10 protein-coding genes are annotated in these 15,111 nt (G+C 73.5%); 7 read left to right on the top strand and 3 right to left on the bottom strand.

The features are described from left to right. Nucleotides 1–555 carry an NUDIX hydrolase family protein gene (locus DZA62_RS27535; RefSeq protein ID WP_116952160.1) on the bottom strand — a complete coding sequence of 185 codons (555 nt, stop codon included), beginning with the start codon at nt 553–555 and terminating at the stop codon, nt 1–3. Between the two features lie 165 nt (nt 556–720). On the opposite strand from DZA62_RS27535, the gene DZA62_RS27530 reads away from it, so the two are divergent. The 7 genes from DZA62_RS27530 (at nt 721) to DZA62_RS27500 (ending at nt 13,566) form a co-directional block, all read left to right on the top strand. Further along, nucleotides 721–1,062, top strand: a complete 342-nt coding sequence (locus DZA62_RS27530; protein ID WP_116952159.1) for an oligopeptide/dipeptide ABC transporter ATP-binding protein — start codon at nt 721–723, stop codon at nt 1,060–1,062. Next, nucleotides 1,059–2,105 carry a LacI family DNA-binding transcriptional regulator gene (locus DZA62_RS27525; protein ID WP_116952158.1) on the top strand — a complete coding sequence of 349 codons (1,047 nt, stop codon included), beginning with the start codon at nt 1,059–1,061 and terminating at the stop codon, nt 2,103–2,105. Before DZA62_RS27530 ends, DZA62_RS27525 begins: the two co-directional genes overlap by 4 nt. Nucleotides 2,106–2,131: 26 nt before the next feature. Further along, nucleotides 2,132–3,721 carry an FAD-dependent oxidoreductase gene (locus tag DZA62_RS27520; RefSeq protein WP_198664256.1) on the top strand — a complete coding sequence of 530 codons (1,590 nt, stop codon included), beginning with the start codon at nt 2,132–2,134 and terminating at the stop codon, nt 3,719–3,721. Nucleotides 3,722–3,736: 15 nt separating this feature from the next. Then, complete coding sequence (locus DZA62_RS27515) at nt 3,737–6,166, top strand: glycoside hydrolase family 3 protein (RefSeq protein ID WP_116952212.1); 2,430 nt, start codon at nt 3,737–3,739, stop codon at nt 6,164–6,166. A gap of 76 nt (nt 6,167–6,242) precedes the next feature. Further along, complete coding sequence (locus DZA62_RS27510; protein WP_408619761.1) at nt 6,243–8,390, top strand: DUF6351 family protein; 2,148 nt, start codon at nt 6,243–6,245, stop codon at nt 8,388–8,390. 56 nt (nt 8,391–8,446) lie between these two features. Then, nucleotides 8,447–10,729, top strand: coding sequence for an FAD-dependent oxidoreductase (locus tag DZA62_RS27505; RefSeq protein WP_198664255.1), 2,283 nt, complete (start codon nt 8,447–8,449; stop codon nt 10,727–10,729). Continuing rightward, nucleotides 10,726–13,566: a glycoside hydrolase family 2 TIM barrel-domain containing protein gene (locus DZA62_RS27500; protein WP_116952155.1), complete on the top strand. Its 2,841-nt coding sequence runs from the start codon at nt 10,726–10,728 to the stop codon at nt 13,564–13,566. Before DZA62_RS27505 ends, DZA62_RS27500 begins: the two co-directional genes overlap by 4 nt. Here DZA62_RS27500 and DZA62_RS27495 read toward each other — a convergent pair. Together DZA62_RS27495 and DZA62_RS27490 are read right to left on the bottom strand one after the other, a co-directional pair. Continuing rightward, a complete protein-coding gene (locus tag DZA62_RS27495) occupies nt 13,553–14,185 on the bottom strand; it encodes a hypothetical protein (protein ID WP_116952154.1) in 633 nt (210 codons plus the stop codon). The two genes, DZA62_RS27500 and DZA62_RS27495, sit on opposite strands and share 14 nt — an antisense overlap. Beyond that, nucleotides 14,151–14,897 (bottom strand): hypothetical protein, encoded by a 747-nt coding sequence (locus DZA62_RS27490; RefSeq protein WP_157987947.1) that lies wholly within the window; start codon nt 14,895–14,897, stop codon nt 14,151–14,153. The genes DZA62_RS27495 and DZA62_RS27490 overlap by 35 nt, the downstream gene beginning before the upstream one ends. Nucleotides 14,898–15,111: the final 214 nt, after the last annotated feature.

The raw sequence follows: 15,111 nt of genomic DNA, 5'->3' as shown, positions 1-15,111 counted from the left end.
CTAGGCGACCGACGGCGCCGGCGGGAACCCGAGGTGGGCCAGCGCCTGCCGCAGCACGATGCCGTGCCCGCCGAGCATCTCCTTCTGGACGGCGTCGTCGGCGGCGTCCTGCGGTGAGAGCCAGATGAGGTCGAGCGCGTCCTGACGGGGCGCGCAGTCGCCGGAGACGGGGATGACGAAGGCCAGCGCGACGGCGTGCTGGCGGGGGTCGTGGTACGGCGTCACGCCCGGCGTCGGCAGGTACTCGGCGACGGTGAACGGCGACGGTGACACCGGGATGCGCGGCAGCGCCAGGGGGCCGAGGTCCTTCTCGATGTGCCGCAGCAGTGCGTCGCGGATGCGCTCGTGGAACAGCACCCGGCCGGCCACCAGCTCGCGCCGGATCTCGCCCTCGGCGGTCGATCGCAGCAGCAGGCCGACCGACGTCACGACGCCGGTGTCGTCGACCCGTACGGGAACCGCGTTGACATAGAGGATCGGGAGCCGACGACGCGCGGCGGCGAGCTCTTCGGGGGTGAGCCAGTTCTCGTGGGAGTCGACGGCCGTCTGGTTCATGGGTCTGTTCTACACAGTCTTGGTGACGTCGCGCCGACGGCCACGCGAGGTGTGACCGACGACCGGTCCCGCAACCCTCTTGACGCCTGTCCGTAACCTCCCTAAATTCGTCGGTCATACGTAAGAACGCATGAGTGCGTTTTTTCCGGACGTTTGCTCATACGTATGCGACGCCGCATGGTCGGGGGCGGCCCGAAGGAGGACGTCATCGCCCACCCGCAGCACCCGCACACGAAGCTGCTGATCGACTCCTCGCCCGGCCCCGCGCGGGCGACGGCGGATCGGGCGGAGCTGTTCGGCGCCGACGCCGGCGAGCTGGGCGAGCCGCCAAGCCTCATCGACCCGCCGGCCGGCTGCCGGTTCCACCCGCGGTGCCCGGTCGCGATGGACGTCTGCCGCACGCAGGCGCCGCCCCGGACGGAGCTGAGCCACGGCCAGTGGGCGCACTGCCGGCTGACGGAGCTACGGGAGGCCGCGCAGCCGGCCGGGAGCAAGGGGGAGTCGTGACGACCCAGCGACGAGAACGGGCGCCGCGGCAGGCCGACGTCGCCCGCCTGGCGGGGGTGTCGCAGTCCGCGGTGTCGCGGGTCATCGGCGGCGACCCGGAGGCCGCCGCCCGCATCCCGGTGGACACCCGGCGGCGCATCCTCGAGGCGGTCAAGGAGCTCGGCTACGTGCCGAACCTGTCCGCCCGGAAACTGCGCAACAAGACCAACCGGCTGCTCGGCGTGCACACGTTCGAGCCGGTGTTCCCGCACGCGCGCGAGAGCTTCTACTTCGAGTTCCTGCTGGGCATCGAGGAGCGGGCCGAGGAGATCGGCTACGACCTCGTGCTGTTCACGTCGACGGGGGCCGGCGACGGCCGCCGGCGGGTGTACCGCGACGGGACGAACCGCCTCAACGTCGCCGACGGCACGGTTCTGCTCGGCGTCGCGACGGACAAGGCCGACCTCGCCCGGCTGTGGCAGGAGGGCTACCCGTTCATCCACATCGGCCGCCGCGACGTGCCCGGGGCTCCGGACATCCCGTGCGTCGTCCCGGACTACTTCGGCATCACCGGCGACATCGCCGAACGGCTCGCCGCGCTGGGCCATCGTCACCTCGCCTACCTGCGCGAAGGCCTGGAACTGGAGCCGTACGAGGACCGGCGCCGCGGGTACGGCGACGCCGTCGAGCGGCTCGGGCTGACCGACCGGTCGCCGGGCTTGCGCGGCGAGCCGGGCCTGGACGAGGCCTGGCTCGACGAGCTGGCCCGCGGCCCCGAGACGGCCGTCGTCGCCGAGAGCGAGCGGCTGGCCGAGGCGCTGCTGCGCGGATTGCGGGCCCGCGGCCGCGACGTCCCCGCCGACGTCTCGGTCGTGGTGCTCGAGGGCGTCGGGCCGGCCGCGACACGGCGGTGGGAGCACCTGGACATCCCGCGCAAGGAGATCGGCCGCGCGGCCATCGACGCCCTGGTCGCCATCGTCGACGACCCGGACCTGCGGACCGAGAGCATCGTCGTCCCCTGCTCGATCGTCGACGGCGACACCATCGCGACCGTCCGACCGTGACGGCCGACCGAAGGAGCCCGCACCACATGGCAGAACTGCAGACCGACGTCCTCGTGGTCGGGGGTGGGCTGGGTGGCGTCGCCGCCGCGCTCGCCGCCGCCCGGCTCGGCCACCGCGTGGTGCTGACGGAGGTGACCGACTGGCTCGGCGGCCAGCTCACCGCGCAGGCCGTGCCGCCGGACGAGCACCAGTGGATCGAGACCCCGCACACCGCTGCCGGCTACGCCGACCTGCGCCGCCGGGTCCGTGACTACTACCGGCGCAACTACCCGCTGACGGCGTCCGCGGCGGCCGACCCGCTGCTCGACCCCGGCCTGGGCATCGTGAGCCGGTTCTGTCACGAGCCGCGGGTGGCCGTCGCCGTGCTCGACGAGCTGCTGGCGCCGCTGCGGGCGGCCGGTCGCATCACCGTCCTGCTGGAGCACGCGCCCGTCGCGGCCTACACCAGCGGCGACGAGGTCGACGCCGTGACACTGCGCGACGGCCGCACCGGCGCGGAGGTCACCGTCGCGGCGAGCTACGTCCTCGACGCCACCGAACTGGGCGAGCTGCTGGAACTGGCCGGCGTCGAGCACGTCATCGGCGCGGAGGGCCGGGACACCACCGGCGAGCCGCACGCTCCCGCCGTCGCCGACCCGCTGGACCAGCAGGCCGTCTCGTGGTGCTTCGCGCTGGACCACCGGCCGGGCGAGGACCACACCGTCGACCGTCCGGCCGGGTACGACCGCTGGCACGACACCGTCGCGCCGTTCTGGCCCGGCCCCCAGCTGTCCTGGCACGACGTCGTCCCGATCACGCTGCGCGAACGGGAGTGGCGGCTGTTCGAGGACAACCCCGGCGCGGAGGCGCCGTTCTCGCTGTGGCGCTACCGCCGGGTGCTCGCCCGGGAACAGCTGACCGGCGTCGACTCCGACGTGACGGTGGTGAACTGGCCTCAGCTCGACTACTGGGAGCGTCCGCTGCTCGGCGTCGGCCCGGACGAGCGGGCCGCCGCGCTGGCCACCAGCCGCGACCTGTCGCTGTCGTTCCTGCACTGGATGCAGACCGAGGCGCCACGGCCCGACGGCGGCACCGGCTACCCGGGGCTGCGGCTTCGTCCGGACGTCACCGGCACGGCGGACGGCCTGGCGAAGTCCGCGTACATCCGCGAGTCGCGGCGCATCCGGGCCGAGTTCACCGTCGTCGAGCAGCACGTCGGCGTCGACGCCCGGCCGGACGGCGCGGGCAGCGAGGTGTTCGCCGACAGCGTCGGGCTCGGCCGCTACCGCATCGACCTGCACCCGAGCACCGCCGGGCGCACCTACGTCGACATCGAGGCGTACCCGTTCCAGATCCCGCTCGGCGCGCTGATCCCGCAGCGGGTCGACAACCTGCTCCCGGCGAACAAGAACATCGGTACCACTCACATCACCAACGGCTGCTACCGGCTGCACCCGGTCGAATGGAGCATCGGCGAGGCGGCCGGCGCGCTGGCCGCGTTCTGCCTCAGCCACGGGCTGCCGCCGCGCAAGGTGCGCTCCGACCAGACCCACCTGGCGGACTTCCAGCGGCTCCTGACCGGGACGCTCGGCGTCACCCTCGCCTGGCCGGACGAGATCCGCACCCACCGCGACTGAATGGACCCCCTGCGCATGACGACGAACGACGACCAGGTGCTGCCGCTGCTGGGGAAGCTCACCCTGGAGCAGAAGGCCCGGCTGCTGACCGGCGCGGACAGCTGGGGCCTCCACGACGAGCCGGCCGCCGGCCTGCGCCGCATGGTGCTCTCCGACGGGCCGTCCGGCATCCGCGGTGAGAGCTGGGACGACCGCGAGCGTTCGCTCAACCTGCCGTCGGCGACGGCACTCGGCGCCACCTGGGACGTCGGTCTGGCCGAGCGTTACGGCGCGGTGCTGGCCGCCGAGGCCCGCCGCCGCGGCGTCGACGTCGTCCTCGGCCCGACCATCAACCTGCACCGCAGCCCGTTGGGCGGCCGGCACTTCGAGGCCTACTCGGAGGACCCGCTGCTGACGTCGCGGCTGGCGGCGGCGTACGTGCGCGGCGTGCAGGACGGCGGCGTCGGGGCCTGCCCGAAGCACTACGTCGCCAACGACTTCGAGACCGAGCGGTTCACCGCCGACGTCGTCGTGTCGGAGCGGACGCTGCGCGAGCTGTACCTCGCCGCGTTCGAGGACACCGTCGTCGAGGAGCGGCCCTGGATGGTGATGGCGGCGTACAACTCCGTGAACGGCGCGACGATGACGGAGAACCCGCTGCTGGCCGAGCCGTTGTGCGGTGAGTGGGGCTTCGACGGTGTCGTCGTGTCCGACTGGTGGGCGGCGCGGACGACGGAGCCGGCCGGGCGGGCCCGGCTCGACCTGGTGATGCCCGGACCGGACGGTCCGTGGGGCTCGAAGCTGGTGGACGCCGTCCGCGCGGGCGCGGTGCCCGAGGCCGCGGTCGACGAGAAGGTGCTGCGGCTGCTCCGGCTGGCCGCCCGCGTCGGCGCGTTGGACGGCTTCACCGCGGCCGTCCCGCCGGTGGTCGCCGACGGACCCGCGTTCGCTCGCGAGGTGGCCGCGGCCGGAACGGTGCTGGTCCGCAACGACCACGAACTGCCGTGGGAGGCGGCCGTGCTGCGCTCCGTCGCCGTCATCGGGCACAACGCGCTCGCCGCCCGCACCCAGGGCGGCGGCAGCGCGCACGTCGAGCCCGAGCGGGTGGTGTCGCCGCTGGACGGGCTGCGTGCGGCGCTCCCGGACGCGGACGTGCGCTGGACGCTGGGCGCCGTGGTCCAGCCGGGCGTCGAGCCGCTGGCGCTGAGCGGGCTCACCGACCCGGTCTCCGGCGAGCCGGGGATCCGGCTCGTGTGCCGGGCCGCCGACGGCTCCGTCGTCCTGGACGAGAACCGGCGCACCGCGAACCTGGCCCGGCTCGGGGCGGCGCGGCTGGGCGCCACCACGACGCTGGAGATCAGCACCCGGTACGTGCCGGCCGCCGGCGGGACCACCCGGCTGGGCGTCGCCGGCGCCGGAACCGTCGAGCTGAGCGTCGGCGGCGCCGTCGTACTGGCGACCACGCTGGTCCACGACGGCGAGGAGTTCGGCGGCGGCCTGGTGGCGCCGCCGTCGGCGACCGTCCCGGTCGAGCTGACCGCGGGCGCGCCCGTCGACCTGCGCGTCACAGTCGTGCTGCCGGAACGGAAGAACGCCGACAGCGGCGTCACCCTGGTCCTCGGCGCCGATCTCGCGACGGGCGACGCGCAGGCCGAGCTGGCGCGCGCCGTGGAGGCCGCGCGGGCGGCCGACGTCGCCGTCGTCGTGGTCGGCACCAGCGCCGAGGTCGAGCGCGAGGGCGCCGACCGCGCGTTGCTGGCGCTGCCCGGCCGGCAGGACGACTTGGTCCGGGCCGTGGCCGCCGCGAACCCGCGCACCGTCGTGGTGGTCAACGCGGGTGCCCCGGTGCTGCTGCCGTGGCGCGACGACGTCGCCGCGGTGCTGCTCACCTGGTTCGGCGGCCAGGAGTACGGTCACGCGCTGGCCGACGTGCTGCTCGGGCTGGTCGAGCCGGGCGGCCGGCTGCCCACGACCTGGCCGGCCGCCGAGGCCGACGTGCCGGTGCTCGCCACCGCGCCGGTGGACGGCACCGTCCGCTACGACGAGGGCGTCCATATCGGCCATCGCGCCTGGCTGCGGGCCGGCGCCGAGCCGGCCTACCCGTTCGGCCACGGCCTGGGCTACACCACCTGGGAGCTGAGGGCGTTGCGCGCGGCACGACTGGACGACGGCGGGCTGGAGGTCGCCATCGACGTCCGGAACACCGGCGCGCGGCCCGGCCGGCACGTCGTGCAGGTCTACCTGTCCCGCGCCGAGACCGCCGTCGACCGCCCGGCTCGCTGGCTGGCGGGGTTCGCCGTCGTCGACGCGGCGCCGGGCGAGGCGGCGACCGTGACGGTGCCGGTCCGGCCGCGCGCCCTCGAGCACTGGGACGGTGGCTGGCGTGGCGAGCCGGGCGCCTTCACCGTCCACGCCGGCTCGAACGTCCTGGACCTCCCGCTCAGCGCCGAGATCGACGCCGGCTGAGCGGGACACGGGGGAGCTCGCCCTGCACCGGCCCGCTCGACGGGCCGGTGTCCGCCGACGAGAGGAACCGATGACCATGAACCGTTCCAGCCTCGGGATCGCACTGCTCGTCGCCCTGGCGCTCGGAGGCGCCGGATCGGCGGCCGCGGCGGACCGGCCGACCGGCCCGGCGCTCGAGATCACCACGGTGTCCGGGCGGCCCGACACCGTCACCGGCGGCGACAGCCTCGTGCGGGTCGTCGTCGCCCGGCACGTCCCGCTCCACCGGGTGACCGTGCACCTGAACGGCGACGACGTGACCGAGGCGTTCGTCGCCGATCCCGGCCGGCGGACCCTCACGGGACTGGTCGACGGCCTGCGGCTCGGCGCGAACACGCTGACCGCGAACGCGCCCGGCCGTGAGCGGTCCCGGCTCGACGTCGTCAACCATCCGCAGGAGGGACCGGTGTTCTCCGGGCCCCACCAGCAGCCGTACACCTGCGAGACCGCGCAGTTCGTCATGCCGGTGATCGGCGGGACACTCGGCCCGCCGCTGGACGAGAACTGCGCCGTCGAGCCTCGGGTCGACTACGTCTACCGCACGACGGCGGGCGCGTACGCGCCGTGGCCGGCCGAGGCGACGTCGTACCCCGCCGACCTGGCCGACACGACCACGTCGGCGGGCGTGACCGTCCCGTTCATCGTCCGGATGGAGACCGACAGCGCGAATCGCGCGATCGTCCAGACAAGCATGCTGCACGACCCGCTGGGTGAGCCGGCGCCGGCGCCGACGCGACGGACGACCGGCTGGAACGGCCGGGCCGTCTTCACGCTCGGCGGCGGGTGCTCCGGCGGCTGGTACCGCTCCGGCGCCGGGACGGGCGGGGTCACCGACGCGTTCCTGCTCGGTCAGGGCTACGCGCTGATGTCGTCGTCGCTCAACGTCTTCGGCAACAACTGCAACGACCTCACCGCGGCCGAGTCGGCGATGATGACCAAGGAGCTGTTCGTCGAGCGCTACGGGCCCGTCGAGCACACCATCGGGTTCGGCTGCTCCGGCGGCTCGTACCAGGCGCATCAGATCACCGACAACTACCCCGGCATCTTCGACGGCATCGTCGTGGGCTGCTCGTTCCCCGAGGTGGGGTTCGGGACGGTCGGCTTCATCAGCGACGCGTGGCTGTTGCACGAGTACTTCACCAACGACGCCACGCTGGCCTGGTCGCAGGAGCAGCAGCGCCGCGTGGCGGGCTTCGCCACCTACGCCACGCTGCCGAGCATGGCTGTCAGCGCCGGGCGCATCGACCCGCGGCGGTTCTGCGGCATCCTGCCGGTCGAGCAGCGCTACGACCCGCTCACCAATCCCGGCGGCGCCCGCTGCGACGTCTACGACCACGCGATCAACGTCTACGGCGCCGACCCCGCCACCGGGTTCGCGCGGCGGCCGCTGGACAACGTCGGCATCCAGTACGGGCTGGCGACGTTGAACGACGGCACCATCACGCCGGAGCAGTTCCTGGAGCTCAACGAGCGGGTCGGCGGCTTCGACGCGGACGCGAACATCGTGGCCGCCCGGACCGTGGCCGACCTCGACGCGACCCGTACCGCCTACCGGACCGGCCGTCTGACCAACGGCGGCGGCGGCCTGGCGGACGTGCCCATCATCGACTACCGGGCCTACTTCGACGACCAGCCGGCCGGCGACATCCACGTCCGCTACCACACCACCTCGATGCGGCAGCGGCTGGAGAACGCGAACGGCACGGCGGCCAACCACGTCAGCCTGCTGGAGGACGCCCGCTACGGGCTCTTCAGCACGCAGAGCCCGCTCCTGCGGCACGCGATCACGCAGCTGGACCGCTGGCTGACGACCCTCGCGGCGGACGACTCCGGCGCGTCGCGCATCGACAAGATCGTCGCGGCCCGTCCGGCGGAGCTGGTGGAAGGGTGCATGACGCGGTCCGGCGCGCCGGAGTTCGTCGCCGAGACGCTGGACCGCGACCCGGCGGGCGAGTGCGAGCGGCTGTATCCGTCGGCGTCGTTCCCTCGTGAGGTGGCCGGCGAGAGCGTGGCGGCCGACGTCGTCAAGTGCGGCCTGAAGCCGCCGGTGCGCGACGACTACGCCGTCGAATGGACCGCCGCGCAGTGGGAGCGGTTGACGACGATCTTCGCCGGCGGCGTGTGCGACTACACGGTGGCCGGGGTCGAGCAGCAGGGCCTCGCGGGCACCTGGCTGCGGTTCTGAACAGGAGTGGACATGCACCGCCAGCACGCAGTTCTTCTACCCGTGAGGTCACCCGGATGAGCCAGGAACGTCCCCTCCTCGCCACGATGCCCGCCACCGGCCACCGAGACTTCCGCACCGAACACCTCGACGCCGATCTGGTGATCGTCGGCGGGGGACTGGCCGGCAGTTGCGCCGCCGTCACCGCCGCGCGGGCCGGCATCAGGGTGGTGCTGGTGCAGGACCGGCCGGTGCTGGGCGGCAATGCGTCCAGCGAGGTGCGGTTGTGGGCGCTCGGCGCCACCGCGCACATGTTCAACAACAACCGGTGGTCGCGTGAGGGTGGCGTGCTGGACGAGATCCTGGTCGAGAACACCTTCCGCAACCCCGAGGGCAACGCGGTCATCTTCGACACCGTGCTGCTGGAGAAGGTGGTGTCCGAGCCGAACATCACGCTGCTGCTGAACACTGCCGCGTCGGCGGTCGAGAATGACGGCGGGGACATCCGCTCCGTCACCGCGTTCTGCAGCCAGAACTCCACCCGCTACGAGCTCACCGCGCCGTTGTTCTGCGACGCGTCCGGTGACGGTGTCCTGGGGTTCCTGGCCGGCGCGGCGTACCGGATGGGGGCGGAGTCGCGGGAGGAGTTCGGTGAGCTGTTCGCGCCGGAGGAGTCCTACGGCGGGCTGCTCGGCCAGTCGATCTACTTCTACAGCAAGGACGTCGGCCGGCCGGTGGCGTTCACCCCGCCCGAGTACGCGCTCACCGACATCACGAAGATTCCCCGTTGGCGCAGCTTCGACACCAAGGTCCAGGGGTGCCGGCTGTGGTGGATCGAGTACGGCGGGCGGTTGGACACCGTCCACGACACCGAGGCGATCAAGTGGGAGCTGTGGAAGGTGGTCTACGGCGTGTGGAACCACCTGAAGAACTCCGGGCGGTTCCCGGAGGCGGAGACGTTGACGCTGGAGTGGGTGGGGCTGATCCCGGGTAAGCGGGAGAGCCGCCGGTTCGAGGGCCTCTACATGCTGCGCCAGCAGGATCTCGTCGAGCAGCGGTCGCACGACGACGCCGTCGGCTCCGGCGGGTGGTCCATCGACCTGCACCCGGCCGACGGCGTGTTCAGCGAGCACGCCGGCAGCAGCCACCTGCACGCCCGCGGGGTCTATCAGGTGCCGTATCGGTGCCTGGTCAGCCGCGATGTCGGCAACCTGTTCCTGGCCGGGCGCATCATCAGCGTCACGCACGTCGCCTTCGCCTCCACCCGCGTCATGGCCACCTGCGCACAGCTGGGCCAGGCCGTCGGGATGGCCGCCGCGCTCTGCACCCGCGACGCGCTGCGCCCGGCCGACGTCGCCGAGCCGAAGCGGATGCGTGAGCTGCAGCGCGAGCTGCTGCGCGCCGGCCAGCACATCCCCGGGCACCGTCTCGACGATCCGGACGACCTGGTGCGCGACGCGACGCTGTCGGCGTCGAGCTCGTTCGCGCTGTCCTCGCTGCCGGGTGACGGCCCGGCGGCGCCGCTGGACACGTCTCTGGCGCAGCTGCTGCCGGTGCCGGCCGGCCCGATCCCGCGGATCGGCCTGACCGTCGACGTCGCCGCGCCGACGACGCTGCGGGTGGAGCTGCGCACCGGCAACCGGCCGGACGACTACACCCCCGACGTCGTGCTCGGCAGCCGGGAGTTCCCGCTCGACGCCGGGACCGGCCGGCGGATCGAGCTGGACCTCGACGTCACCATCGACGAGCCGCGCTACGTGTTCGTCGCGCTCATGGCCAACGACGACGTCTCCGTGCGGACTTCGCTCACCCGCGTCACCGGACTGGTGTCCGTGCGGCACTCGGGGACGCAGGAGGCGGATCCGGCGGTCGGGCGGCCTCGGGTCGAGTTCTGGTTGCCCGAGCGGCGGCCCGGCGGCCACAACCTGGCCGTGACGGCGAACCCGCCGCTGCGTGCCTGGGACGCCGAGAACCTGCGCCACGGTCACGCCCGGCCCACGGCGCAGCCGAACGCCTGGGCCGCCGCGCCCGGCGATCCCGCGCCCGCCGCGACCCTGCGCTGGGCGTCGCCGCGGACCATCGAGCGGGTCGAGCTCGGCTTCGACACCGACTTCGACCACGCCCTGGAGACCGTGCTCTGGGCGCACCCGGAGAACGCGATGCCGTTCTGTGTCCGGCACTACCGGGTCAAGGCCGGCGGGGCCGTCGTCGCCGAGCGCACCGCCAACCACCAGACCCGCGACACCCTCACCTTCGACCCGCCGCTGGAGACCGACGAGCTGACGGTCGAGGTCGTGGCCGGCCACGGCGACGTCGCCGCGGCGGTCTTCGAGGTCCGCTGCTACGGAGGCCGCGCATGACACCGTCCCTCACCAGTTTCGCGCCGAGCGAGGGGACGCTGCCGCCGCGCGCCGCGTTCGCGTCCGACGCGCCGGTCCTCTCGCTCAACGGGGCGTGGCGGTTTCGCTGGTCGCCGTCGGTCCGCGACGCGGCCGAGGGGTTCCACGAGCCGGCGTTCGACGACTCGGCGTGGGCGCACCTGCCGGTGCCGTCACACTGGCAGCTGCACGGCTACGGCGCGCCCTGGTACACCAACTCGCCCTACCCGTTCCCGGTCGACCCGCCGCGCGTGCCCGACGAGAACCCCACCGGGGAGTACCGGCTGACCTTCCGGGTGCCGGACGCCTGGCGGGACGGGCGGACGATCCTGCGCTTCGACGGCGTCGACTCGTTCTTCACGGCGTGGCTCAACGGCCGGCCGCTCGGGTACGCGACCGGCAGCCGGCTGCCGTCGGAGTTCGACGTCACCGGGCACGTGCGGCCCGGCGCGGACAACGTCCTCGCCGTCCGGGTGCACCAGTGGTCGGCCGGCAGTTACCTGGAGGACCAGGACATGTGGTGGCTGTCCGGGATCTTCCGCGACGTCACGTTGATCGCCCGCCCGGCGGGCACGGTCGACGACTTCACCGTCCACGCCGACTACGACGCCGGGCGCGGGACGCTGCGGGTCGACGCGGACGGCGACGCGCGCGTGCTCGTCCCGGAGCTCGGCGTCGACGCGGCGGCGAACGAGCACGTCGCCGTCGGCCCGGTCGAGCCGTGGAGCGCCGAGTCTCCCCGGCTCTACGACGGCGAACTGGTCACCGCGTCGGAACGGATCCGGCTGCGCGTCGGCTTCCGCCGGGTGGAGATCCGCGACGGCCTGCTCACCGTCAACGGCGCTCGCGTGCTGTTCCGCGGCGTCAACAGGCACGAGTTCCACCCCGACCGCGGCCGGGCGCTGACCAGGCAGGACATGCTCGACGACGTCCTGCTGGCGAAGCGGCACAACCTCACCGCCGTCCGGACCAGCCACTACCCGCCGCACCCCTACTTCCTGGAGCTGTGCGACGAGTACGGGCTCTACGTCGTCGACGAGTGCGACGTCGAGACACACGGCTTCGGGCACGAGGACTGGCGCGGCAACCCCAGCGACGACGAGCGCTGGCGGCCGGCCTACCTGGACCGCATGGCCCGCATGGTCGAGCGGGACAAGAACCACCCCAGCGTGATCGTGTGGTCGCTGGGCAACGAGGCCGGGGCCGGCCGCAACCTCGCCGCCATGTACGAGTGGGCGAAGCGGCGCGACCCCGGCCGGCCGGTGCACTACGAGGGCGACCCGTCCTGCTCCGACGTGTACAGCCGGATGTACGCCGGCCACGCCGAGGTCGACGAGATCGGCCGGAGCGACGGCAAGCCGTTCGTGCTGTGCGAGTACGCGCACGCGATGGGCAACGGGCCCGGCGGGCTGCGCGACTACCAGGACCTGTTCGAGCGGCACGAGCGCTGCCAGGGCGGCTTCGTCTGGGAGTGGATCGACCACGGCCTGCGCGCCCGCGACGCGTCCGGCCGCGAGTACTACGCCTACGGCGGCGACTTCGGCGAGCGGTTCCACGGCGGCAACTTCGTCGCCGACGGACTGGTGCTCCCGGACCGGACGCCGTCGCCCGGACTCGTCGAGCTCAAGAAGGTGCTGGAGCCGCTGCGCATCACCGGCTCCGCCGAGGCGGGCCGGGTGTCGGTGGCCAACCTGCACGAGGTCCTCGACACCGGCGGGTACGTGTTCCGCTGGACGGTGACCGACGACGGCGCGGAGGTGGCGGCCGGCACGCTGCCGGTCCCGGTCGTGCCGGCCGGTGGCCGGGCCGACGTCGAGCTGCCGCCGCTGCCGCCGGCCACGGGCGAGACCTGGGTGACCGTCAGCGCGGTGCTCGCCGCCGACGCCTCGTGGGCCGCGGCCGGCCACGAGGTGGCGTGGGGCCAGGTGCCGCTGCTGCCCGCACCACCGGTGCCGCCGGCGCTGGTGCCGCCGGGCCTCGTGCGGCTGGAGCCGCCGGCTGCGGGGTCCGCGCGTCTCGACCCCGTGAGCGGCCGGCTGAGCGGGCTCGGCGGGCTGGACGTGACCGGCGCGGCGCTGGACCTCTGGCGCGCGCCGATCGACAACGACGCGAGCCCGCTGGCCACCCTGGCGGCGACCTGGCGCACCCTCGGCCTGGACCGGCTGACGCACCGCGTCGACGGCATCAGCGCCGAGGATGAGGCGCTCGTCGTCGACACCCGCGTGGCGCCGGCCGCCCGGGCGTTCGCGCTGCGGGCGGTGTATCGGTGGACGCCGGCCGGCGACGACGCCGTCCGCCTGACGCTGTCAGTGACGCCCGAGGGGGAGTGGCCCGGCGACGTGCCGCTGCCGCGGCTGGGCGTCGTGCTGGAGTTGCCGGCCCGCTACGACCGGGTGACGTGGTTCGGCTGCGGCCCGGGGGAGGCCTACCCCGACTCCCGCGAGGCGGCCCGCGTCGGCCGGTTCGACCGCGGCGTCGACGACCTGCAGACGCCGTACGTGTACCCGCAGGAGAACGGGCACCGCACCGACGTCCGCTCCGCGTTCGTCCACGCCGCCGACGGGTCCGGGCTGGCCGTCGACGGCGCCCCGATGTTCGGCCTGACCGTCCGGCGCTGGACGACGGCCGACCTCGAGGCGGCCCGTCACCACGCCGAGCTGCGCCCGCGCGACCGCGTGTACGTCACGCTGGACCTCGCCCAGAACGGCCTGGGCAGCGCGTCGTGCGGGCCGGAGACGCTGCCGCGGTACCGGCTGCCGGTCGCACCGGCCGAGTTCGCCGTGACGCTGCGGCACCGGCGGGCGGTCAGCTCCGGTTGAGGAAGCCGATCACGGTCGCCGTCCACCACGCCAGCTGCGAGGCCGTGGCCATGAGGAGCCCGGCCCGCAGCAGGCGCCGCGACGGGTTCGTCCGGGCGGCCAGACGCCGGCTCACCGCCAGCGCCAGCACGCCGACCACGCCCGCCACCCCGACCATCGCGACCTTGACCAGCGTGATCGTCGACCCGTAGTCCGGCGAGAGGAGCATCCCCGACAGCATCAGCCCGCCCAGCCCCAGCCAGATCGGCACCGCCAGCGCGGCCGCCGTCGACACCACCTCGCGCAGCGTGCCGTGGCCGAGCTGCCAGCGCAGCCCGAACCAGTCGACCGCCAGCACGCTGCCCAGCCCGAGCACGACGCAGGCCAGGTGCACGAACTGCGCGACCGAGTGCACGACCGGCGGCGGCTGCACCAGCGCGCTGCCGAGGACGACGCCGGCCAGCACGACCAGCGTCGAGAAGGCCAGCGCCAGTTCGGCCCTGGTGACGATCGGCTCGCGCTTCGGCTTCGTGACGACGGCCGGGCTCGCCCCGGTGGCCGCGGGCACGGCGCCGGCGACGGCCGGGACCGTCAGCGCCGCGCCGTCACTCGCAGGCCGGCGCCGCAACCAGGAGAGCACGCGCATCGTCGTAGGCAGCGATGTTCACCGGTGCGGCCTCCCAGGAAGCGACCCAGAGGTCCTGGGCCGCGGCCGCCGTCATCTCACCGTCCGCGTGCGACGCCATCGCGTTGAGGTGGTTGGCCCAGTCCTGCAGCCCGGCGGTCGAGGCAGCGACCGCGGTGGTCATCGCGGTCTCCCGTTCGAGGCATGCGGCGGCCTGCTCGGCGACGTTCGCCGGCGTGCCCTCGACCGAGGCGAGGTCCGCGCAGCCGGGCAGCGCGTCGTAGGCGTCCAGGGCGGCGGTGGCCTGGGCGACGTCGTCGGGGCCGGACAGGCGGGTGCGCTTCCAGATGGCCCGCATCTCCTCCTGCCCGACGGCGCCGTTCAGCAGGTCGGTGCGGGCCTGGACGTGCTCGCCCCAGTGCCCGATGCCGACGCCCGCGCTCTCGACGTAGGCGTCGCCGGCGGCGAGGCGTCCGGCGCACGCGCTGATGGCGTCGCGGGCGGCCTGGGCGATCTCGAAGGACCCGGGCGTCTCCGCGCCGCGGGAGGTCTCGTCCGCGGCGTCCGCGCGGGATGTGCTGTCTCCGGCGGTGGAGTCATCGCCGCTGTCGCCGCCGGTGAGCGCGTTCACGCCGGCCCAGCCGAGCAGTGGCACACCGAGCACCACTACCGCCGCGATGACGAACCCGGTCGCACCGCGCCGCTGACGTTTTCGTTGCCGTGGCACATTTGCCCCCTTCGATCCTGGCGCATTTTTCCATACAAGAGTGATCAAATACATAGTCCGCAATATCAGCGGAGAATACGGACATATCGATCTTGTGGGCTGGGGATTCTTCGGGCCGGACGGTGCTGTCGCGACAGGTTTTCCCGATCTCCGACGGGTGGGCTTCGGGTAGCCGTCCCCATTGCGCCAATCTGTGAATGTGGACATGACGAAT

It is taken from the genome of Jiangella endophytica (assembly GCF_003427025.1).
GTDB lineage: Bacteria > Actinomycetota > Actinomycetes > Jiangellales > Jiangellaceae > Jiangella > Jiangella endophytica.
This window is presented reverse-complemented; position numbering and strand designations above follow the sequence as displayed.